Below are 21,174 nucleotides of genomic sequence, written 5' to 3'. Positions count from 1 at the left end.
CATGCTGCCCTACGTCGTCACGATCCTCGCCGTCGCCGGATTCGTCGGCAAGGTCCGCGGACCCGCCGCAGCCGGCAAGCCCTACATCAAAGCCTGACCCGACGAACGAAATGGAGACCCAGAAGTGAATCGAAGCATCGTCATCGACTCCGACACCGCGTCGGACGACGCCGTGGCGCTCCTGCAGGCGATCCTGCATCCGGCCGTCGAGATCCGGGCCGTGACCACGGTGGCGGGCAACGTCCCGCTCGAAACTGCCACCCGCAACGCGTTGCTGACGCTCGAACTCGGCGGCGCCTCGGATGTGCCGGTCCACCCGGGGTGCGCGAAGCCGCTGCTCCGTGCACTCGAGACCGCCCAGCATGTGCATGGCGAGGACGGCATGAGCGGGGCTCCGCTCCACTCGCCGGTCACCGTGCCGCAGTCCGAGCATGCGGTCGAGGCGCTGCTGCGACTGGGCCGCGAGGAGCCGGGGATGCACGAGCTCGTCACGCTCGGTCCGCTGACGAACGTGGCGGCCGCGCTCCTGATCGAACCCGAACTGTTGACGCGATTCACCCGGGTCACCATGATGATCGGCGCCGCGGACGCGAGGGGGAACATCGCCCCCACTGGCGAGTTCAACGCCTGGGCCGATCCGGAGGCGGCGAGCATCGTGTTCGAAGCGCCGGGCGACAAGTACATGGTCGGATGGGACGCGTCGCGGAAGTACGCGGTCATCACCGACGACGACGAGGCCGAGTTGCGTGCGACCGGTCGGTTCGGCGAGTTCCTCTCCGACATCAACCGGGCCGTTCGCGACTGGGGTCGAGACGTGACCGGGATCGACGGCTACGATCTGCCGGATCCGCTCGCGATGGCGGTGGCGATCGATCCGTCGATCGTGGTGGAGTCCGAGCTGGTCCACGTCGCCGTCTCCACCGACGGATCGACCCGCGGCCAGACCTATGCCGACCATCGGCTCCCGCTTCGGACGCCGAACGTCACGGTCGTGACTGCCGTGCGACCGGAGGCACTCAAGCACCAACTCCTGCGGCTGTTCGTGCGCGAGGCCGAGGCGGTGGGCGTCGGTGCCTGAGCAGGATCACGCCGCGACCGAGTTGCACTGCCACCTCGATGGATCGGTCCGCCCGGAGACCATCGCGGCGCTCGCTCGCGAACAGGGGATCGACCTTCCCGGGCCGGCCGACGTCATCTCGCGGGTCCGGCCCTCCTGCACGTCCTTGGTCGAGTACATCAGCGCGATCGACGTCGCGCTCGACGTGCTCCAGACCCCGGAGGCGCTGTATCGCGCGGCGTACGAGCTGGTCGAGGACTGGCACGCGGACGGGGTGCGCCACGGCGAAGCGCGGTTCGCCCCGAACCTCCATCGGCGGAGGGGACTCGACCTCGCGGCAATCACCGACGCCGTGGCCTCCGGACTCCGCGCCGGCGCCGCCGACACGGGCGTGGCCACGCGTCTGATCCTCTGCACGCTACGTCCTTCGAGCGCCGAGGCGACCTGGAGCGTCGTCGAGGCAGCCGCTTCCCACGACGCGGTGGTCGGGGTCGATGTCGCCGGTCCCGAAGCCGGCGTCTCGCTGCTGCCGCACGCGCCCGCGTTCCGCGCCGCGCGCGACGCCGGTCTCCGCATCACCGTTCACGCGGGGGAGGCGGACGGCCCGCGCAGCGTCTGGGACGCAGTGGACGAACTGGGCGCCGAGCGCATCGGGCACGGCGTTCGCAGCGTATCCGACGCACGGCTGCTCCACCGACTGGCTACGGACGTCATCGCCCTGGAGGTGTGCCCCACCTCCAACGTCCAGACGAACGCCGTTTCGAGCCTCGCGGAGCATCCGATCGACCGCTTGCGAGCGGCCGGCGTCCCGGTCACCGTCTCCTGCGATGCGCGCACGGCCTCCGACGTGACCCTCGCGTCCGAACGGGCGCTGCTCGAGCGCACCTTCGGGTGGACCGAGGACGACTGGGGAGCGGTGCAGTCGAACGCCGAACGCGCGGCCTTCGTGGAGCGGGGCGCCGCGGCTTCCTAGGATCGAAGCGATCACCGGGAGGTACCGTGGCCGTCACCATCATCGATGTCGCGAAACGGGCCGGCACGTCGACCGCTGTCGTGAGCTACGTGTTCAACGACGGCCCGCGGGGAGTGTCGGATGACGCCCGCCGCCGCGTGCTCGCCGCAGCCGCGGAACTCGGATACCGCCCGAACCGGATCGCCCGAGCGCTCCGGGCATCGCATTCCGGGTTCATCGGCGTGATCTCGCCGGACTCGTCGAACCCGTACTTCGCCCAGCTCGACCGCGCACTCATCGCAGCGATCGGCTCGCGCGGGGCGACGCCGTTGATCAGCCATCCCGGTCCCGCCGGCATGACCGACGAACAAGCGCTCCGCTCGCTCCTGGGTGCGCAGATCGACGGTCTCGTCATGGTGCCATGGGAGGGCCGAGCGCTCGAGGTGGATCTCACGCAGTCATCGAAGCGGATCGTCTTCGCGCACTATCGCCCTGAGGGCGCGCCCGGACCCTTCGTCGCGGCAGACGACGAACATGCGGTCGTGCTCGCGTTCGAGCACCTGCGCGACCGTCACGGGCATGAACGCATCGGCTTCTGGGCCGGTCCTGATGATCGAGGTCCGGCGGGCCGGCGACTGGCGACGTGGTCGGAACTCACGGCGGGCGGTCGCGACCCGCACCGGTCGGGGTACTCGCGCGCCGAGACACGCGACGTCCTGGTCGCCATGGACGAGCAGGCGCTCGAGCCGGCCATCATCGTGGCCACTGATGAGCAGGCGATCGGCATCCTGTCCGGCGCGCACATCCGCGGCATCCGCGTGCCGGAGGACCTCGCCGTCATCAGCCTGGACGGCACCTGGGGCACCGACTGCACCGTCCCCGCCCTCAGCGTCGTCCGCCAGCCGATCGAGGACATGGCCGAGCGTGCCGTCGCCGCGGTGGTCGACGGCACGCTCACCGGCGCGGAGACTCGGGGCGTCCTCGTGGCTCGAGAGAGCTGCGGCTGTGCGGTCAACGGGATGGGTGCCTCGCCGTCGCGGGCTGAGCCCGCATAGCGGGCAGGTCGCCGGACACGCCATGCCGACTGGTGGCACACGGCCGCCGGGACCGGCCGAACGGCCGGCCCCGGCGGACCTCGGTCAGGCGACCGCGTACTTCGCCGGCTCGGCGTCGAAGAGCGGGCCGCAGGCGGCGCAGCAGAACCAGTAGCGCTGTCCGTCGTGGTCGCGGAACAGGCCGGCCTGCTCGGCATCCGCCTTCACGACCATGCTCCCGGGCATGACCGGGCATTCGGCCAGGTCATCGCCGCCCCGGAGCAGGTCGGTCGCCTCGGCGGGCTTCACGGCGTGCCCGCGGGCGTCGCCGGTGCTGCAACAGTGTGCACTCATGGATGTGTCCTTTCAGGTCGCGTGGATCACGCGGTCTCGAGTTCCCGCGCCGGTGCGGTCGCGGTGGTGGTGGCGCGCGAGGCGCCGATGGTCCGCGAGCGGAAGGTCCGCTGGCGGAGGCTGTTGCTGACGACGAAGACGCTGGAGAACGCCATCGCTGCGCCGGCGAGCATCGGGTTGAGCAGGCCGAGCGCGGCCAGGGGGATCGCAGCCACGTTGTAGGCGAACGCCCAGAACAGGTTGGTCTTGATCGTCCCGAGGGTGCGACGCGAGAGCCGGATGGCGTCGCCGACGGCCCGGAGGTCGCCGCGGACGAGCGTGATGTCGGCTGCCTCGATCGCCGCGTCGGTGCCGGTCCCCATCGCCAGGCCGAGGTCGGCCTGCGCGAGGGCCGCGGCGTCGTTGACGCCGTCGCCGACCATCGCGACGACCTTGCCCGATGCCTGCAGGTCGCGCACCACGGCGACCTTGTCGACCGGCAGGACGTCGGCGATGACCTCGTCGATCCCGACCTCGTCGGCGACGTGCCGTGCGACCGTGGCATTGTCGCCGGTCAGCAGCACGGGCGTGAGGCCGAGGCGGCGCAGCTCCGCGATCGCGTCGCGGCTGGTGTCCTTGACGCGGTCGGCGACCACGAGCACGCCGCGCGCGACGCCGTCCCACGCGACCAGGACCGCCGTCTGCCCTGCGGACTCGGCGTCGGCCTTCGCCGCACGGAGGTCCGCCGGCACGTCGACGGCCCAGTCGCCGAGCAGCGACTCGCGGCCGACGACCGTCAGGTGCCCGTCGACGATGCCGTGGACGCCCCGGCCCTCGTGGTTCTCGAACGACTCGACTGCGGCGAGCTCGCCGACGCGGGCCGTGGCGCCCGCGGCGATCGCCTGCGCGATCGGGTGCTCCGACGCATCCTCGAGGGCTCCGGCGATGCGGAGCACGTCGGCCTCGCTCTCGCCCGCCCCCGCGTGCACCGCGAGCAGGGTCATCCGACCCGTCGTCACGGTTCCGGTCTTGTCGAGCACCACGGTGTCGACCTTCCGGGTCGACTCGAGCACCTCGGGCCCCTTGATCAGGATGCCGAGCTGCGCGCCGCGGCCCGTGCCGACGAGCAGCGCCGTCGGCGTCGCGAGACCGAGCGCGCACGGGCAGGCGATGATCAGCACCGCGACGGCCGCGGTGAACGCGGCGGCCGCCGGGAATCCGGCGCCGAGCCAGACGCCGAGCGTCGCGGCGGTCAGGGCGAGCACGATCGGGACGAACACCCCGGAGATCCGGTCGGCCAGGCGCTGGACCTGCGCCTTGCCGGACTGGGCGTCCTCGACGAGCTTCGCCATCTGCGCCAGCTGGGTGTCGGACCCCACGCGCGTGGCGCGCACGACGAGCCGGCCGCCGGCGTTGACGGTCGCGCCGACCACCGGATCGCCCATGGTCACCTCGATCGGCACCGACTCCCCGGTCAGCATCGACTGGTCGACGGCGCTGCGACCCTCGACGATCACGCCGTCGGTCGCGATCTTCTCGCCCGGGCGCACGACGAACTCGTCGCCGACGCTGAGCCGCTCGATCGGGATCCGCTCCTCGCGGCCGTCCTTCACCACGGCGACGTCCTTCGCCCCGAGCTGGAGCAGGGCGCGCAGGGCGGCGCCGGCAGTGCGCTTCGACCGCTTCTCGAAGTAGCGGCCGCCGAGCACGAACATGGTCACGCCGGCGGCGACCTCGAGGTAGATGTTCGCGGCGCCGTCGGTCGGCGCCACGGTCAGCTCGAACGCATGCGTCATGCCCGGGGTGCCCGCGGTACCGAAGAACAGGGCGTACACCGACCAGAGCAGCGCGGCGGACGTGCCGACCGAGACCAGCGTGTCCATCGTCGCGGCGCCGTGTCGCAGGTTCACCGCAGCGGCCCGGTGGAACGGCCACGCCGCCCACACGATGACCGGCGCGGCGAGGGCCAGCGACAGCCACTGCCAGTACGGGAACTGCAGGAGCGGGATCATCGCCATCAGGATGACGGGGAGGGAGAGCACGACCGACCCGATCAGCCGATGCCGGAGCGTGCGCAACTCGCCGTCCTCGACCTCGTCGGCGCCGTCGGCGTCGGCCCGCTTCGCGGTCGGCGGGGTCGGGGCCTCGGCGGCGTAGCCGGTCTTCCGGATCTCCGCGATCACGACGTCGGTGGTGACGCCCGGCGGGACCTCGACGCGAGCCTTCTCGGTCGCGTAGTTGACGGTCGCAGTGACACCGTCGAGCTTGTTCAGCTTGCGCTCGATCCGCATCGCGCAGGACGCGCAGGTCATTCCGCCGATGTCGAGTTCGATCACGTCGGTGGGCGGTGCCGCCTGCTGGGTGCTGTCGTTCATCTGTGGTTCCTTTCGTCGGTCACGTCGTCTCAGTGACCGTCGGCGTGCTCGCCGCCGTCGGCGTGCGCGCCTGCCTCGGCTGCGGCGAGCGCGGCATCGACGGCGAAGGCGGCGGTGTGCGCCTGCCCGTCGACCTTGAAGTCGACGTAGAGCAGGTAGTCGCCCGCGGTGGGCGGTGTGGCGGCGAAGCGGATGTCGGGACCGAGCTCGGATGCGCCGGCGCTCTCGGCCTCGTCGAGGGGGTGGGCGTGGAGGTACCCGAGGTCGCCCGCCCGGAGCATGACGAGGTGCCCCGCCGCGCCCAGGTAGGGCTCGATGGTGGTCACCGGTCGTCCGTCCCGCTGGACGGTGAACTCGAGTTCGGCCTCCGCACCGGCGGCGAGGTCGCCGGTGAGCTCGACCGTGAACGGCCCGGCCTCGGCGACCCGGGAGCCCGGCGCGGGCGCGTCGGTCGCGGTCACGAGGCCGTTCACGTTCGCGGTGGTCGTGAGCGTGAGCGTCTCGTCGTGTCCGGTGGGACGGAAGTCCGCGAAGAGACGGTACGTTCCCGCGGCCTCCCATTCCCAGGGGATGCTCCAGTGCCCGTCGTCCTCGAGCTCGGGGTGCACGTGGCGGAACTGCGCCCCGTCTGAGCGCACCACGATCAGGTGCAGGGGCCGTTCGTGCGTCTCGTCGAAGCTCGTCAGCGCGTCGCCCTCGGCGTCGAGGATGCGGAAGTGCAGCGACTCGGCACTGCCCGCCTCTGCGGGCGCGTGCAGGTCGGCCAAGCGGTACCCGTCGGCCTCGATCGACAGGCCGGGGACCTCGTGCGACACGGGCTCGCCCTCGGGCGCCTCGTGCGCTCCGCCGTGCGACGTCGCGCGGTCCTCACTCTGCTCCGCCCATGCGGCGACGCGATCGGGCGGCACGATCAGGGGGCCCGCGGCGATCGCGACGCCGAAGACCGCGGCGACACCCGCTCCGAAGAGGCCGAGCCGGAGGGCGGGGCTCATCTCACCGCGGCTGCGCGACATAGCCGGCCTCCTGAACGGCATCGATCACGGCCCGGTGGTCGAGCTCGGTGTCGGAGCCCACGACCAGGCGGCCGGTCACGGCCGACACGTCGACGCTCCGCACACCGGCGATCCCGGAGACCTCTTCACGTACGGACAGCTCGCAGTGCCCGCAGGTCATCCCGCTCACCTGGTACTCGTACACGCTCATCGCCTCATCCTTTCGATACGGGGTAGGGGTATTGAGGTATGCTGGACAACCATATACCCCACCGGGGTATTCCGCACACACGGAGGTGGACATGTCCTCGGAACACGTAGTGATCGTCGGGGCCGGCGCCGCCGGCTGGTCGGCAGCAGACACGCTGACGCGATCCGGCTGGCCGGGACGGGTGACGATCGTCGACCCCGCCGGGCCGACCAACCGCACGCTGGTGAACAAGGGCGTGCTCACCGGGCTCCTGACGCGCGAGCAGGTGAGCCGACCGGTCCCGACGGGTACCGAGCTGCTGCAGGAGGAGGTGGAGGCGATCGAGGAGGACGGCACGGTCCGCCTGCGCTCCGGCGGCAGGCTCGCGCCCACCGCCGTCGTGATCGCATCCGGCAGCATGCCTCGTCCGGCGTCGTTCGAAGCGGAAGCCGGCGCTCCCTCCGAGCGGATCCTGTCGCTGCACACGGCTGACGATGCGGAAGGAGTCCGCAGCCTCCTCCCGCAGGGCGGAGGGCGCATCGTGATCCTCGGCGCCGGCCTCATCGGCTCGGAGACCGCATCACTGCTGGCCGACACCGGAGTCGACGTGACGCTCGTCGCCCGGTCGCCCCTGCCCCTCCGCGATCACCTCGGGCCGAGCGTCGCATCGGAACTGCTCAGGCGGCATCGCGATCGCATCCTGATCCGCACCGGGCAGAGGGCCATCCGCGCCTCGAGCCGTCCGAGCCGTGCCGTCGTCGAGCTGTCCGACGGCGAGACACTCGAGGCCGATGCCGCCATCGTGGCGCACGGCACGCTCCCGAATCGCCCGGCGTCCGGTTCCGACCGGGGCGCGATCACCGTGGACGCCCGACTGCGGACCGGGCTCCGCGGGGTCTACGCCGCCGGTGGCGTCGCATCGATCCTCACGCACGGCATGGCCGTCCGCGTCGACCACTGGGATGATGCGGCGGCCCAGGGGGCCCACGCCGCCCGCTCGATCCTGCATGACCTCCTCGGAGAGGCCGATCCGGGCGAATACCGGTTCGAGTCCGGGTACTCCAGCCGGATCCACGGTTCGATGCTCACCGCATGGGGCGTCGCAACCCGCCGAACGGAGTGGTCGCGACACGACGCGGACGCGGCCGTGGGCGTCGGACGTCATCTCGGACGCGTCACCGCGGTCGCAGGCCTCGACGCCCCGCTCGTCGTGCGCGAGCTCGCGACCTCGGCGAGCCGGGACCTCCGCGGCTCGGTGTCGCTGTACCCCGCAGGGGTATAATCGCTCGTGCTGGCGCCGACGAACGGCGATCGCCGGTCGCCTGGCGATGCGGAAGGGCGAGACGATGGACGAGCACGCGCGGAACCACCCGAACTCGACGACTCCGGCCGGGCACGAACACGACGAGCACGGCGGCCACGCCCACCGCCATCACGAGGCGGATGCCGCGAGTCCCGCGATGCAGATGCACGGGTCCCACGGCGATCATGACGCACACGGCGAGAGCGACCACCCAGTACACGCAGAGGATGCCGGCCACGCTGAGCATGCCGAGCACGACGCGCATGCCGGCCACGCCGGTCACATGGGCCACGCCGGCCACGGCGACCACGTCGTCCAGTTCCGCAGGCTCTTCTGGATCAACCTCCTCCTCGCGGTTCCCGTCGTCGCCTTCTCGCCGATGTTCGCCATGATCATCGGCTACGAGCTGCCCGAGCAGGGCTGGCCCGGGTGGATCTCGCCGGTCCTCGGCACCGTCATGTACGTGTGGGGCGGTCGCCCCTTCCTGACCGGCGCCGTGAGCGAGCTCCGCGCGCTCAAGCCCGGCATGATGCTCCTGATCGGCCTCGCGATCACGGTGGCGTTCATCGCGAGCTGGGGCGCGACGCTCGGGCTGCTCGACCACGAGCTGGACTTCTGGTGGGAGCTCGCCCTCCTGATCGTGATCATGCTCCTCGGGCACTGGCTCGAGATGCGCTCGCTCGCGCAGACGACCTCCGCACTGGACTCGCTCGCGGCCCTGCTGCCCGACGAGGCCGAGCGCGTCGAGGGCGACACGACCGTCACGGTCGATCCCTCCGAACTCCGGGTGGGCGACATCGTCGTCGTCCGTCCCGGCGGACGCGTGCCGGCGGACGGCAGGGTCGTCGCCGGCTCGGCGAGCATGGACGAGTCCATGATCACGGGCGAGTCGAGGACCGTGCGTCGCGGAGACGGCGACCAGGTGGTGGCCGGCACGGTCGCCACGGACTCGGGCATCCGCGTCGAGATCACGGCCGTCGGCGAGGACACGGCGCTCGCCGGCATCCGTCGCCTCGTGGCGGACGCGCAGAACTCCACCTCGAGGGCCCAGCGGATCGCGGACCGCGCGGCCGCCTGGCTGTTCTGGTTCGCCCTGGGCGCGGGCGTGCTGACCGCGATCGTGTGGAGCCTGATCGGGCTCCCCGACGAAGCCGTCGTCCGCACGATCACGGTCCTCGTCATCGCCTGCCCGCACGCCCTCGGCCTCGCCATCCCGCTCGTCGTCTCGATCGCCACGGAACGCGCCGCGCGTGGCGGGGTCCTGATCAAGGACCGGCTCGCGCTCGAGAGCATGCGGACCGTGACGAGCGTCCTCTTCGACAAGACCGGCACCCTCACCAAGGGGCAGCCGACCGTGATCGCGATCGAGCCGGCGGCCGGGCGCGACCCCGAGCAGGTGCTCTCGCTGGCCGCCTCCGCCGAGATGGACTCGGAGCACCCGCTCGCCCGTGCGATCGTCGGCTCCGCGGCCGAGCGCGGACTCGATCCCGCCGCGGCGACGGACTTCGACTCCGCGCCGGCGGTCGGCGTCACGGCGCGCGTCGGCGGCGACACGATCCGCGTCGGCGGACCGCACCTCCTCGCCGAGGAGGGCGTCGACGAACTCGGCGTCGCCGACGAGTGGCGCGCCGACGGTGCGATCATCCTGCACGTGATCGAGAACGGGTCCGTGATCGGCGCACTGAAGCTCGCCGACGCGATCCGCGACGAGTCCCGTGACGCGGTCGACGCATTGCACGAGCTCGGCCTGGAGGTCGTCATGATCACCGGCGACGCCGACGCGGTCGCCCGGTCCGTGGCATCCGAGCTCGGCATCGACCGGTACTTCGCCGGCGTGCGCCCCGAGGACAAGTCGGCGAAGGTCCAGGAGCTGCAGCGCGAGGGGCGCAGGGTCGCGATGGTCGGCGACGGCGTGAACGACGCGCCCGCGCTGGCGCAGGCGGATGTCGGCATCGCGATCGGTGCGGGCACGGATGTCGCGATCGCGTCGGCCGGCGTCATCCTCGCCAGCGACGACCCCCGTTCGGTGCTGTCGGTGATCGAGCTCTCCCGGGCGAGCTACCGCAAGATGAAGCAGAACCTGTGGTGGGCGGCCGGCTACAACCTGATCTCGGTGCCGCTCGCCGCCGGCGTGCTCGCCCCGATCGGGTTCGTGCTGCCGATGTCGGTCGGCGCCATCCTGATGTCGCTGTCGACCATCATCGTCGCGGGGAACGCACAGCTGCTGCGCCGCCTCGACCTCCGCCCCGAGACGAGCGCCCGCGAGCTCCTCGGCGACCGCGCGGCACGCGTCGAGGACGAGCCGGTGCACGCCCACCAGTGAACGCGACGGAGGCGCGGGCCGCACGGCCCGCGCCTCCGCCTCGCCCGATCGGACGTCAGGCGCCGACCGGGACCTGCTCGTCGCTGACGGCCTCGGCCTCGCCGGCCCGCGTGGTGCGCAGCGTGACGGCGGCGATGAGTCCGCCGACGACCGCGATGGCCGCGGCGCCGATGAAGGCCGCCGAGTACCCCGAGGTCAGCGCCGCGGGCCCGGCGCCGGTCCCGACGACGGCGGAGCTGAGCGCCGTCACCGCGGCCAGGCCCACCGCGGAGCCGATCTGGTAGCTCGTGTTCACGAGCCCCGAGGCGACGCCGGTCTCCTCGGGCCGGGCCACGCCGATCGCGGTGCCGAGCGACGGGATGAACGCGAGCGCCATGCCGAACGCGGCGACGAGCGACGCGGGGAGCACGTCCACGACGTAGTTCCCGTCGGGTCGGACGAACCCGAGCCAGACGAGGCCGGCCGCGAGGAACGCGAACCCGGCGATGATGAGCGACTTCGCACCGAAGCGCGCCAGGAGTCGCGGGGCGACCGTGGTCATGCCGATCACGATGAGCACGGTCATCGGCAGGAGCGCCGCACCCGCGGCGAATGAGCTCGCTCCGAGCACCTGCTGCAGGTAGAGGTTCAGGAAGAACCACATCGGCACCCACGCGGCCCCGAGCAGCAGCTGGGCCGTGTTGGCGGCGCCGAGCTGCGGCGTGCGGAAGATCCCGAGGCGCAGCAGCGGCTGCCCGGCGGAACGCTGCACGACGAAGAACAGGCCGAGCAGGATGACGCCTGCCGCGAGTGCGATGAGCACTTCGGCGGAGGCCCACCCGGTCTCCGGTGCGCGCACGATGCCGTAGACCAGGGCGGCGAGGCCGGCGGTGCCGGTCACGGCGCCGAGCACGTCGACGGAACCGCGCTGGCCGGGAACGCGCGGCAGCGCGCTCGGTGCGAGGAGGATCACGGCGAGGGCGATCGGGACGGTGACGTAGAACACCCACGGCCAGCTCGTGTACTCGGTGAGCACGCCGCCGAGGAAGACGCCGGCGGTGCCGCCCAGCGGGGCCGCGGCGCCGTACACGGCGAACGCCTTCGGCAGCTGCGGCGTTCCGCCGAAGAGCGCCATCAGCAGGCTGAGCGCGGCGGGGGCGATCAGTGCGGCGCCCGCACCCTGGACGGCGCGACCGGCGATCTCCATGCCGACGCCGGTCGCCGCACCGGCGAGCACCGAGCCGAGCGCGAGGATGCCCCACCCGGCGAGGAACACGCGTCGGGCGCCGAACAGGTCGGAGAGCCGACCGCCGAGCAGGAGGAGGCCGCCGAACGCGACCACGTAGGCGTTGAACACCCACGACAGGGACTCCGGCGTGAAGCCGAGCTCGGCCTGCATCTCCGGGAGGGCCACGCCGATGATCGACGTGTCCATGATGACGACGAACTGGGCTGCGGCGATGAGCGAGAGCCCGAGCCATCGGCGTCGTGCCGTGGCCGCTGGTGGGTGGGACATGATCGTGTTCTCCTTCCGGGGCGCGATACCCCTCTGGAGTATCCAACCACATACCCCTGAGGGGTATTTCCCCGCGGCATCATCGAGGCAGTTCGCGGGACCCACGTCCCTTGCGTCGCACGCGACCGACGCGATTGGCTGGGCGGGTCGCCTCGCGAGGTGCGAGGGGAAGGGGGACCCCGATGAGCCGCACCGACACCACCGCCGCCGAGACCGAGTGGAAGCCGCCCTGGTACCTGCGGCTGCTGAAGATCGCGACGTGGATCCTCTACCTCTGGGTGCTCATCGGCGTCATCGCGCTCTCGCTCCGCGTGTTCCTGCTGCTCTTCGCCGCGAACCCCGATGCCGGATTCGCGGCGTTCGTCTACCGCGTCTCCGACGCCTACCTGCATCCCTTCCGCGACATCTTCCCGACGCGCGACCTCTCCGACGGCGGGTACCTCGACGTCTCTGCGCTCTTCGCGATCATCATCTACGCCCTGATCGCGGGTGGGATCGGCGCCGGGGTCGCCGCGATCGGCCGGCGGATCGAACGGTCCGAGCGCCAGCACCGCGAGGAGATGGACCGGATGGCGCGCGCCGAGCAGGCGCAGCGCGCCCTGCGCGCGCAGGGCGTCGGCACGACCCCGTCGGGCGCGCAGGCCATCGTCGGCGGCTACCCCGCCGGTCAGGTCCCGACCGGCGGAGCGGGCCATCCGCCGCCCCCGGGCGCAGCGCCGGGCATGCCGCCGAACGGTCCGACTCCCCCACCGGGATCGGTGTCGCCCTACTGAGCGGGTGCCCGCCGCGCCGAGCGCGCGCCTAGACGCGCGCGAGCGCCTCGATGTCCTCGAGGAACGCGGCCGTCGTCTCGGGTGAGACCGTCGTCCGCGTGCCGGCGATCGCCTCCAGGTAGTCCTCGGTCGTCGGCCCGGGGCGCTCGGACGCGCCATCCGTCCCACCCGAGAGTGCGGCCTCGAACGCGCGCTGCGATGCGCTGCGCGCGGCGAACTCGATGTCGGCGGGCGAGAACCCGGCGGTGCGCTCGACGAGCCTGCCGAGGTCGACGTCGTCGGCCACGGTCTCCGGCACGTAGCGCTGCCAGATCGCGGTCCGCGCCGTGACGTCCGGCAGGCCGATCGGGATGACGTAGTCGAATCGGCCGTGGCGCAGGAACGCGCTGTCGAGCGCACGGATGAAGTTCGTGGCGCAGACCAGCAGCCGGCCCGGCTGCTCGCGGAACGCCGGGATGATCTTCAGCAGCTCGTTCGTGACGCCCTGCAGCGGCGAGGGCGGTTCGCCGGAGCGCTGCGCCGCGATCTCCTCGACCTCGTCGATGAACACGACCGCGTGCTCGAGCTCGGCGATCTTCGTGAACGTCTCGCGCAGCGCGCCCGCCAGTCCTCCCGGATCGGCCGCGAGCCGCGACGGGAACACCTCGACGAACGACCACTCCAGCCGCGAGGCGATGGCCTTCGCGAAGGTCGTCTTGCCCGTTCCGGGCGGGCCGAACAACACCACGGCGCGCGGCGGCACCACGCCGAAGCGCTCGGCGAGGTCGGGCTCGGCGAGCGGCATCACGAGACGCTGCTCGAGGATCTCCTTCTCGCGCCGCATGCCCGCCACGCCCTCCCAGAGGTCGCGCGGCAGGATGCGCCCGCCGAGTTCGGCGAGCGAGCTGAGCTCCTCGCGCTGCACCGGGATGCGCCGCTCGTAGTAGCGGAGGTGCTGCCGGAGTTCGAAGCCCTGGCGCCGGAACGCGTCGACCCGCGTCTCCTCCGCCTCGGGCACGAGTGCCGAGAGCTTGCCGAGCCCGTGCGGCTCCATCTTCTTCTCGAGCGCGGCGAGCAGCGCCGTGCCGATCCCCCGCCCGCGCCACTCCGGGGTGGTCGCGAGGAAGACGATCCAGCCCTGGTTGTGCGCTGCGCGGCCGACGACCGCGCCGACGACCTCCTCCCCGTGCACGGCGACCAGCGCGTCGTCCTTCTCGCACGAGGCGAGGACCTCGCTCAGGCCGTAGACGGGCTCGATCGGCGAGTCCGTCGCGTGCTCCCAGAGGTGGAGGATGCCGTCGAGGTCATCCCGATGGAACTCCCGAATCCGCCATCCGGTCATCCGCCCGTCCCTCCCGCCGATGCGTCTCCGGCGTCGTCGCCGTCACGCCAGCGTACGGCGGCGTCGGTCGGCGGCGGAATCCCGTGACGCCGCAGGTCGCGGTCACCCGACGCGCGCCCGATCGCCTCGGACGACCACGGACGGGGCGGCGCCCGACGGGTCGCCGACCATCGGATCGGTCATCGGGCGCCGCCTCAGGTGACCGTCAGTCCGCCGCGATTGACGTCGACGGTCGCACCGGAGAGGGTGATGATCGCACCTCGACCGTCGTCGATGACGATCCCGCTCTCGGAGAGGGTGACGACGGCCCCGGTCGCGGCCCTGATGCGGACGTCCCCGGGTCGGAGCCCATCCGCACCGGACGGCTCGAACCATCCGCCCACCCAGATCGGACGGGTCGGATCGCCGCCTTCGAACTCCACCCACACGCGGGCTCCCACGGATGGGATCCAGGCGATGCCGCCGGCGCCCGCCGTCGGCAGGCACGGCATCGCCCACGGCATCTCGACCTCACCGAGCACGGCCGGCACGGACACCTGGATCCGACCCATCTGCTGCGGATCGAGCACCCCGACGCACGTGCCCCGGTACTTCCCCCAGTACGGCCCGCCCATCCGGCCCCCCGTCTCCGGTCCCCCGAAACCGGCGTCCGCTCGGCCCGGCGCGATGCTACTCCGGTGGCGAGGACGCGGCAATCACCCGTCGCCCGGCGGTACGATCCCCTCACGGCGGGGGCGAGGGGGCACGGTGACCCACTGGTACGTGATCACGGGCGGCCCGAGTTCGGGCAAGACCACGACGGTCGACCTCCTTCGGCAACGCGGCTATCGCACCACGATCGAGGAGAGCCGGCACTACATCGACCTGCAGCGACTCGGCGGGCACTCGGTCGAGGAGACGCGATCGAGGCAGGAGGAGTTCCAGCGGAACGTGCTGGAACTCCAGCTCGCGCAGGAGGCCGAGCTCGATCCGGAGGAGGTCGTCTTCCTCGACCGGGCGATCCCCGACTCGCTCGCGTACTACCGCCTGCTCGGCCTCGAGCCCGACCCCGCCCTGCTCGAGGCGCTCGTGCACGTCCGCTACCGCAAGGTCTTCGTGATGGACCTGCTGCCGCTGCACCGCGACTACGCCAGGACCGAGGATGCCGCGGACCAGCGCCGCATCCACGACCTCCTGCTGGAGGTCTACCTGTCCTTGCCGATCCCGGTCGTCCGCGTCCCGGTGCTGCCGCCCGAGGAGCGAGTGGAGTTCATCCTCAGGCGGCTGTAGCGCGCGGGAGCCGCCGAGCCCCGGACGTCTCCGAAGGCAGCTCGCCGAACTCCCGGGCGTACGACTCGGCGAACCGCGAGAGGTGCACGAACCCCCACCGTCGTGCGACCGCGGCGATGCCCTCCGCGGGCGGCGCGAAGCGCAGTTCGTCGCGCACCCCTGCGAGGCGGATCGCTCGGAGGTGCTCCGACGGCGACCGCCCGAACTCGACGACGAACGCCGTGTGCAGCCCTCGCGCGGAGACGTGCACGGCGTCGGCGATGCCCTGCACGGTGATCGGTTCGGCGGCGTGGGCGTGCATGTGCTCGAGCGCCGCCCGGACGACCGCGGAACGCGGGCCGACGCGGCGCTGCCGACCGTCGGGGTCGAACTTCACGACCTGGAACGCGTGGACGTAGGCGACGGCGAGCCGATTGAACGCGGCGCTCGCGACGATCGGCTCGGCGAACGCCTCCGGTACGGCGAGCATCGCTGACCGCACGCGGTGCGCGACGTGCTCCCAGTGCCGTCCGAGGTCGGCGGACCGCGGCGCGACGCCGGTGAAGCCCGGCTCGGCCTCCGGGTCACCGGTGATCGAACGTGCGACCGCAGCGACGCCCTCGCGGTCGAGCATGATCGCGCGAGCGGTGACCGACTCCCATCGCGCGGCGAGTCCCTCGGGTGCTTGGAGGTACGGGAGCGAGGTGTCGACGACGGCCCGCCCGTGGCTCAGGTCGAACCGCCGGCCCTTGGCCGAGATGACGACGACGTCGTCGGTCCCGGCGACCGATGCCGCGGGCGCCGCGAAGCCGTACTCGATGACGGTGAACGAGGGTGCCGCGTCGAACCGAAGGCGCACCCGGAACTCCGCCGGGTCGGCACGCCCGAACGCGAGGCGCGGCACCATGGGCTCGAACGCGCGACGAGCCGCTTCGGGGTCGCGCGTGTCGATCGCGGACCGGGCGAGTCCGTCCATGGAACTCCCTTGCGCCGGCGTCGAGGAATGCCGGATGGCCAAGTGTACGTCGCCGCTTCCCGCCGGGCGATATCCGGATTCGGAAGAGTTCGCGGCGAGGACCCTCCGGCGGGGCGGGGCGGGCGTACCTTCGGAGCGCGGGCGGTGCACGGACTCGACGGAGGGGGAATCGTCGAGGATCTGCGCCGCTCGCGAATCCCCGCCCCGCATCGTCGGAAGGAGTCCGGCCGAGATGGGTACCCTCGTGTACGACAGCCGCCTGTCGATCCCCATGGACGACCGCACGCTCGCGCACCTGCAGGTCGTGATCCTCGCCAAGCTCAGGCGCCGCGAGCACTTCGCCTTCACCGCGACGGTCGACGGCCGCGAGGTCGGCCTGTGGCTCGGCCCGTCCGTGGCGCTGGAGTTCCGGTACGCCGACCGGCGCCGACCCGCGATCAACCGCGCCTGGCTGGAACTGCTGGCGGACGTCGCGGCCTCCCGCGACGGGCTCGTGGTCGCGCCCGAGCCCGGCGCCGAACCCGACGAGCGGTCGATCCCCCGGAGGCGCCCGGCGACGCCGACGACGCGACCGGCGCGCCGGCCGCGGCCCGCGCCGCTGCCCGACGTCGCCTGATCGGGCGGTTACAGCTCGACGACCGTCATCCCCGAGCCGGTCCCACCGGCCCGGCCCATCGCCGCGAGGGCCTCGGGCACCGCATCGAGCGCGATCGTGCGGCCCACGAGCTCGATCGGGCGGAACGCCTCCGACGCGACGGCGCCCAGCATGTCGGGGTACTCATGCGCCGCCATGCCGTGACTGCCGAGGATCTCGAGTTCGCCGTCGATGACCGCGTCCATGGGCATGGCCGCGGTGGCGTCGTCGGCCAGCATGAGCCCGATCTGCACGTGGCGGCCGCGCTTGCGCAGGCTCCGCACCGACGCGAACGAGGTCGCCGGGCTGCCGAACGCATCGACCGACAGGTCGACGCCGCCCCCGCTCGCCTCGCGCACGCGGTCGGCGGCGCCGTCGCCGCCCCGGATCGGGGTCGCGCCGAGCTCGGCGGCCGCGGCGAGCGCGGCGTCGGAGACGTCCACGCCGTAGACCGGGACGCCGGCGGCGACGGCGATCATGATCGCCGACAGGCCGACCCCGCCGCATCCGTGCACGGCCACCTGCTCGCCGGGGTGCAGTCGGCCGCGGGTGATGATCGCGCGGTACGCGGTCGCGAAGCGGCACCCGAGGGAGGCGGCCTCGACGAACCCGAGCGAGTCGGGCAGGCGGATCAGGTTGAGCTCGGCCTCGTCGACGACGACGTACTCGGCGAACGAGCCCCAATGCGTGAAGCCGGGCTGGCGCTGCGCGTCGCACACCTGCTCGTTTCCCGCCAGGCATTCGGCGCAGCGCCCGCAGGCGCAGATGAACGGCGCGGTCACCCGGTCGCCGACGGCCCAGCCCGAGGCATCCGCGACGTCCGACCCGAGCTCGGCGATCTCGCCGGCGAACTCGTGGCCGGGGACGTGCGGCAGCTCGATGCCGGCGTCGTGGCCCATCCAGCCGTGCCAGTCGCTGCGGCAGAGTCCCGTCGCGCGCACGCGCACGACGGCGCCGCGCGGCGGGCACGCCGGACGGTCGACCTCGACGAGTTCGGGTTCATCGCCGAATCCGCGGTACATGACGGCGCGCACAGGTCCTCCTCCGGGTGGTGGCCGGCCGCCGGCCCTGCGGCACCGTTCGCCGGGTCGCGCGCCCCCTCGGCGATGACAAGACGGATGCCGCGGCGAGGCGACCCCCGGAATCCTATCGGCAGCGGAGGCTCCCACGGCCGCCGGGGGCCCGGCGGCTTCCCACGATGCTCAGATTGTGTAACAATCTTCCCCATGCGCTCCGTCCTGCTCGTGCTCGCCGCCGCCGTGTGCTTCGGCACGACCGGCACCGCGCAGGCGCTCGGGCCGGCCGCCGATCCGGCCTCCGTCGGGGCGGCGCGCATCCTGATCGGCGGCGGCGCCCTCGCGGCGGTCGCGTTCGCCCTGCACGTCGCCGGACGCCGGGGGGGCGCGACCGGGACATCCGTCGCCTCGGCGTCCGGTGGCCGCGCTCCCCGCCTTCCGGCCTGGGTCGCCGTGACGGTGGGCGCGGCCGGCGTCCTGGCCTACCAGCCGGCGTTCTTCGCCGGCACCGCGGCCAACGGCGTCGCGGTCGGCACGGTCGTCGCGCTCGGCTCGGCCCCGGTCATCACCGGCGTGCTCGACTGGGCCCTCCGCCGCCGGTTCCCCGGGGGGACCTGGGTCGTCGCGACCGCGCTCGCGACCATCGGAGTCGCGGTGCTCGCATCGGCGAGCGGCACCGGGCCGAGCTCCCTGGACCCGCTCGGGGTCGCGGCATCCGTCGGCGCGGGCGCCTCGTACGCCGTCTACACTCTGGCCGGCAAGTCGTTGCTCGACCGCGGCTGGACCTCGTCTGCCGGCATGGGCGCGATGTTCGGCGTCGCCGCCGCCGCCAGCCTGCCGGTGCTCCTCGCGACCGACACGACCTGGCTCGCGACCGGAGCGGGGCTCGCCATGGCACTCTGGCTGGGCCTCGTGACGACCACGGCCGCGTACCTGCTCTTCGGCGCGGGCCTGAAGCGGCTCACCCCGGCCACCGTGTCGACGCTGACCCTCGCCGAGCCGCTGACCGCGACGCTCCTCGGCGTGATCCTGCTCCAGGAGCGCCTGCCCGCGACCGCCGTGCTCGGGCTCGCCGTGCTCGCCTCAGGCATCGTGCTCCTCGCCGCCTCGAGCAGCCGACGGATGCCGCGCCGGTCGCTCGGCCGATCAGGTCACTCGGCGACGCCGCGGTCCGCGAGGAATCCGGCGACCGCGGACGCCATGTCGTCGCGAACCGCCTGACGGTCGGCCGTTGCGACGCCGTCGCCGGGCTGCGGACCGTAATCGCCGAACGCCGCGTGGTTGGCGCCCTCGAGGAGCACGCTCTCGGCCCCGGCGGGCAACAGGTCCGCCGCGCTCGCGACCTTTTCCGGCGTGCTCAGCCCGTCGTGCTCCCCGACCAGCGAGAGCACGTCGAGCTCGGTGCCCGACAGGTCGTTCGCGCAGTAGCTGCCGAAGAGCACGAGCCCGACGACGCGCGGGCCACCCGCGGCGCCGTCCGACCCCTCGGCCAACTGGCACGCCCGCACCCCGCCGAGGGAGTGCCCGCCGACGAACCACTGCGCGACCTCCGGTGCGTCGTCGGTGAAGGCCGACAGGGGGCGCGTATCGAAGAACGCGAGGTTCAGCGTGGGATGCGTGATGACGACCGTCATCCCGGTCTCCTCGACGATGCCGGACAGCTTGTAGAGGTAGGCGCTCGGCTCCACCTTCGCGCCGGGGATGAAGACGAGGCCGGTGTCGGAATCGCCGGAGGTCGGCTCGATGAGGAACCCCTCGTCCGTCCGGCTGATCTCCACGAAGTCGGAGCGCCAGGCGTCGAGCGACGGCTCACGCTCGCCCTGGAACAGGATGTTGGCCCAGACGAGGAACGCGACCACCGCGAGCCCCAGGATCGCGACGATCCCCGCGACGGCCGCGACGGCGCGCCGCATCAGAGCTGCGACCCGTCGACTTGGAACGTGTTGCAGGCGCCGACGCCCTCCTCGTACCCGGTCGCGAACCAGCGCACGCGCTGCTCGCTCGTGCCGTGCGAGAAGGTGTGCGGGGTGACCTGGCCCTGCGTCGCCTCCTGGATGCGGTCGTCGCCCACCGCGGCCGCGGCGTCGATGGCCTGCTGGTACTCGTCCGGGGAGATCGGCCGCAGGAAGGTCTCGCCGTTGGCGTCCTCGGTGGTCGCCGCGGCGCCGGCCCAGGCGCCGGCGAAGCAGTCGGCCTGCAACTCCACGCGCACCGCGTTCGAGGTCGGACCGGTCTCTCCGTCTCGTGTCGACTCGAGCACGCCCGCGATGTTCTGGATGTGGTGACCGTACTCGTGCGCGACGACGTACATCTCGGCGAGCGGTCCGCCCTCCGCGCCGAACCGCTGCTCGAGCTGGTCGTAGAACGACGTGTCGATGTAGATGGTCTGGTCCGGCGGGCAGTAGAACGGGCCGGTCGACGAGGACGCGTTGCCGCAGCCAGTCGCGACCGCCTCGCTGAAGAGCACGAAGCCCTGCGGCCGCACGTAGTCCACGCCGATGCTCGACGACACCTCCGACCAGTACGCGTCGAGGGACGCATCCGCACCCTTCATGCGGCAGTCGATCTGCTCGTTCGCATCCTGCCCGGTCTGGCACTGCTCGAGGGAGGAGTCCTCGCTCGTCGTGCCGCCGCCGGTGCCGCCGCCGAGGAGCCCGGTCAGGTCGACGCCGAGGAACGACCCGACCAGTACGAGCGCGAGCACGCCGAGCCCGCCGCCGACGGCGATGCCGGTGTTGCGTCCGCGGCGCGAGGTCTTGCCGCCGCCGATGTCGGCCTTGGGGTTGAACGTCATGGCACGAAACTACCGCGCGTCATCGTCGGAGCCATCCGCCTTTCGTTCGTCGCCGACGGGGGCTACGCTCGTGTGCCGCATCGCGGGGCGGATCCGAGGTCAGTCGTCTTCATCGTCGTCGTCATCATCGCCATCGTCGTCATCGTCGTCCGCATCGTCGTCCGCGTCCTCGTCGTCTTCGTCGTCCGAGTCCTCGTCATCGTCCGAGTCCTCGTCATCGTCGATGCGGTCGGCGCCCTCATCCGAGTCCTCGTCCGACTCCGCGCCATCCTCGGCGCGGGCGTCGTCGGAGGGCTCGGTCTCCGCCTCGGGCTCCCGAGGCCCCTCGTCGTCGACATCGCCGTCCACGACGCCGTCG

20 protein-coding genes are annotated in these 21,174 nt (G+C 72.4%); 9 read left to right on the top strand and 11 right to left on the bottom strand.

Annotation, left to right across the window (positions count from 1 at the left end):
* The first annotated feature begins 124 nt into the window (after positions 1–124).
* Genes ABME02_RS09075 through ABME02_RS09065 form a run of 3 tightly spaced genes read left to right on the top strand, consistent with a single transcriptional unit; the run spans position 125 to position 3,064 of the window.
* Positions 125–1,078, top strand: a complete 954-nt coding sequence (locus ABME02_RS09075; protein ID WP_353814961.1) for a nucleoside hydrolase — start codon at positions 125–127, stop codon at positions 1,076–1,078.
* Complete coding sequence (add, locus tag ABME02_RS09070) at positions 1,071–2,030, top strand: adenosine deaminase (protein ID WP_353814960.1); 960 nt, start codon at positions 1,071–1,073, stop codon at positions 2,028–2,030. The genes ABME02_RS09075 and add overlap by 8 nt, the downstream gene beginning before the upstream one ends.
* 26 nt (positions 2,031–2,056) lie before the next feature.
* Positions 2,057–3,064 (top strand): LacI family DNA-binding transcriptional regulator, encoded by a 1,008-nt coding sequence (locus ABME02_RS09065; protein WP_353814959.1) that lies wholly within the window; start codon positions 2,057–2,059, stop codon positions 3,062–3,064.
* Positions 3,065–3,148: 84 nt separating this feature from the next.
* Here ABME02_RS09065 and ABME02_RS09060 read toward each other — a convergent pair whose 3' ends face one another.
* Genes ABME02_RS09060 through ABME02_RS09045 form a run of 4 tightly spaced genes read right to left on the bottom strand, consistent with a single transcriptional unit; the run spans position 3,149 to position 6,954 of the window.
* On the bottom strand, positions 3,149–3,397 hold the full coding sequence (locus tag ABME02_RS09060; protein ID WP_353814958.1) for a hypothetical protein: 249 nt from the start codon (positions 3,395–3,397) through the stop codon (positions 3,149–3,151).
* 26 nt (positions 3,398–3,423) lie between these two features.
* Positions 3,424–5,751 (bottom strand): heavy metal translocating P-type ATPase, encoded by a 2,328-nt coding sequence (locus ABME02_RS09055; RefSeq protein ID WP_353814957.1) that lies wholly within the window; start codon positions 5,749–5,751, stop codon positions 3,424–3,426.
* Positions 5,752–5,780: 29 nt separating this feature from the next.
* The gene (locus ABME02_RS09050; protein WP_353814956.1) at positions 5,781–6,764 is read right to left on the bottom strand and encodes a DUF8832 domain-containing protein; all 984 of its coding nucleotides are present in this window, start codon (positions 6,762–6,764) and stop codon (positions 5,781–5,783) included.
* Positions 6,745–6,954: a heavy-metal-associated domain-containing protein gene (locus ABME02_RS09045; protein WP_155842581.1), complete on the bottom strand. Its 210-nt coding sequence runs from the start codon at positions 6,952–6,954 to the stop codon at positions 6,745–6,747. The genes ABME02_RS09050 and ABME02_RS09045 overlap by 20 nt, the downstream gene beginning before the upstream one ends.
* A 91-nt stretch (positions 6,955–7,045) precedes the next feature.
* On the opposite strand from ABME02_RS09045, the gene ABME02_RS09040 reads away from it, so the two are divergent.
* Positions 7,046–8,215: an FAD-dependent oxidoreductase gene (locus ABME02_RS09040; RefSeq protein WP_353814955.1), complete on the top strand. Its 1,170-nt coding sequence runs from the start codon at positions 7,046–7,048 to the stop codon at positions 8,213–8,215.
* 64 nt (positions 8,216–8,279) lie between these two features.
* The gene (locus ABME02_RS09035) at positions 8,280–10,559 is read left to right on the top strand and encodes a heavy metal translocating P-type ATPase (RefSeq protein WP_353814954.1); all 2,280 of its coding nucleotides are present in this window, start codon (positions 8,280–8,282) and stop codon (positions 10,557–10,559) included.
* Between the two features lie 55 nt (positions 10,560–10,614).
* Here ABME02_RS09035 and ABME02_RS09030 read toward each other — a convergent pair whose 3' ends face one another.
* Positions 10,615–12,054: an MFS transporter gene (locus ABME02_RS09030; RefSeq protein ID WP_353814953.1), complete on the bottom strand. Its 1,440-nt coding sequence runs from the start codon at positions 12,052–12,054 to the stop codon at positions 10,615–10,617.
* Positions 12,055–12,236: 182 nt separating this feature from the next.
* Here ABME02_RS09030 and ABME02_RS09025 point away from each other — a divergent pair, with 182 nt between their 5' ends.
* Positions 12,237–12,827, top strand: a complete 591-nt coding sequence (locus ABME02_RS09025; RefSeq protein ID WP_353814952.1) for a YggT family protein — start codon at positions 12,237–12,239, stop codon at positions 12,825–12,827.
* 28 nt (positions 12,828–12,855) lie between these two features.
* Here the strand turns inward: ABME02_RS09025 and ABME02_RS09020 are convergent, their stop codons facing one another.
* Positions 12,856–14,148, bottom strand: a complete 1,293-nt coding sequence (locus tag ABME02_RS09020; RefSeq protein WP_353814951.1) for an ATP-binding protein — start codon at positions 14,146–14,148, stop codon at positions 12,856–12,858.
* Positions 14,149–14,342: 194 nt separating this feature from the next.
* Complete coding sequence (locus ABME02_RS09015; RefSeq protein ID WP_353814950.1) at positions 14,343–14,762, bottom strand: phage baseplate assembly protein V; 420 nt, start codon at positions 14,760–14,762, stop codon at positions 14,343–14,345.
* Between the two features lie 133 nt (positions 14,763–14,895).
* Here ABME02_RS09015 and ABME02_RS09010 point away from each other — a divergent pair, with 133 nt between their 5' ends.
* Positions 14,896–15,417 carry an AAA family ATPase gene (locus tag ABME02_RS09010; RefSeq protein WP_353814949.1) on the top strand — a complete coding sequence of 174 codons (522 nt, stop codon included), beginning with the start codon at positions 14,896–14,898 and terminating at the stop codon, positions 15,415–15,417.
* Here ABME02_RS09010 and ABME02_RS09005 read toward each other — a convergent pair.
* Positions 15,404–16,372: a helix-turn-helix transcriptional regulator gene (locus ABME02_RS09005; protein WP_353814948.1), complete on the bottom strand. Its 969-nt coding sequence runs from the start codon at positions 16,370–16,372 to the stop codon at positions 15,404–15,406. The genes ABME02_RS09010 and ABME02_RS09005 overlap by 14 nt on opposite strands.
* Positions 16,373–16,604: 232 nt before the next feature.
* Here ABME02_RS09005 and ABME02_RS09000 point away from each other — a divergent pair, with 232 nt between their 5' ends.
* Entirely contained in the window at positions 16,605–16,988 is a 384-nt protein-coding gene (locus ABME02_RS09000) for a DUF7882 family protein (RefSeq protein WP_353814947.1), read from the top strand.
* An 8-nt stretch (positions 16,989–16,996) separates the two neighbouring features.
* Here ABME02_RS09000 and ABME02_RS08995 read toward each other — a convergent pair whose 3' ends face one another.
* Positions 16,997–18,040 (bottom strand): zinc-dependent alcohol dehydrogenase family protein, encoded by a 1,044-nt coding sequence (locus tag ABME02_RS08995; RefSeq protein ID WP_353814945.1) that lies wholly within the window; start codon positions 18,038–18,040, stop codon positions 16,997–16,999.
* A gap of 192 nt (positions 18,041–18,232) precedes the next feature.
* Here ABME02_RS08995 and ABME02_RS08990 point away from each other — a divergent pair, with 192 nt between their 5' ends.
* On the top strand, positions 18,233–19,243 hold the full coding sequence (locus ABME02_RS08990; RefSeq protein WP_353814944.1) for an EamA family transporter: 1,011 nt from the start codon (positions 18,233–18,235) through the stop codon (positions 19,241–19,243).
* Here the strand turns inward: ABME02_RS08990 and ABME02_RS08985 are convergent.
* Both ABME02_RS08985 and ypfJ read right to left on the bottom strand, forming a co-directional pair.
* Entirely contained in the window at positions 19,174–19,935 is a 762-nt protein-coding gene (locus ABME02_RS08985) for an alpha/beta hydrolase (protein ID WP_353814943.1), read from the bottom strand. The two genes, ABME02_RS08990 and ABME02_RS08985, sit on opposite strands and share 70 nt — an antisense overlap.
* On the bottom strand, positions 19,935–20,816 hold the full coding sequence (gene ypfJ / locus ABME02_RS08980) for a KPN_02809 family neutral zinc metallopeptidase (RefSeq protein WP_353814942.1): 882 nt from the start codon (positions 20,814–20,816) through the stop codon (positions 19,935–19,937). The genes ABME02_RS08985 and ypfJ overlap by 1 nt, the downstream gene beginning before the upstream one ends.
* Positions 20,817–21,174 lie beyond the last annotated feature (358 nt).

This window comes from Agromyces zhanjiangensis (assembly GCF_040496055.1).
Taxonomy (GTDB): Bacteria; Actinomycetota; Actinomycetes; order Actinomycetales; family Microbacteriaceae; genus Agromyces; species Agromyces zhanjiangensis.
The sequence above is the reverse complement of the archived record's forward strand: the minus strand, read 5'-3'. Positions and strand labels throughout refer to the sequence as shown.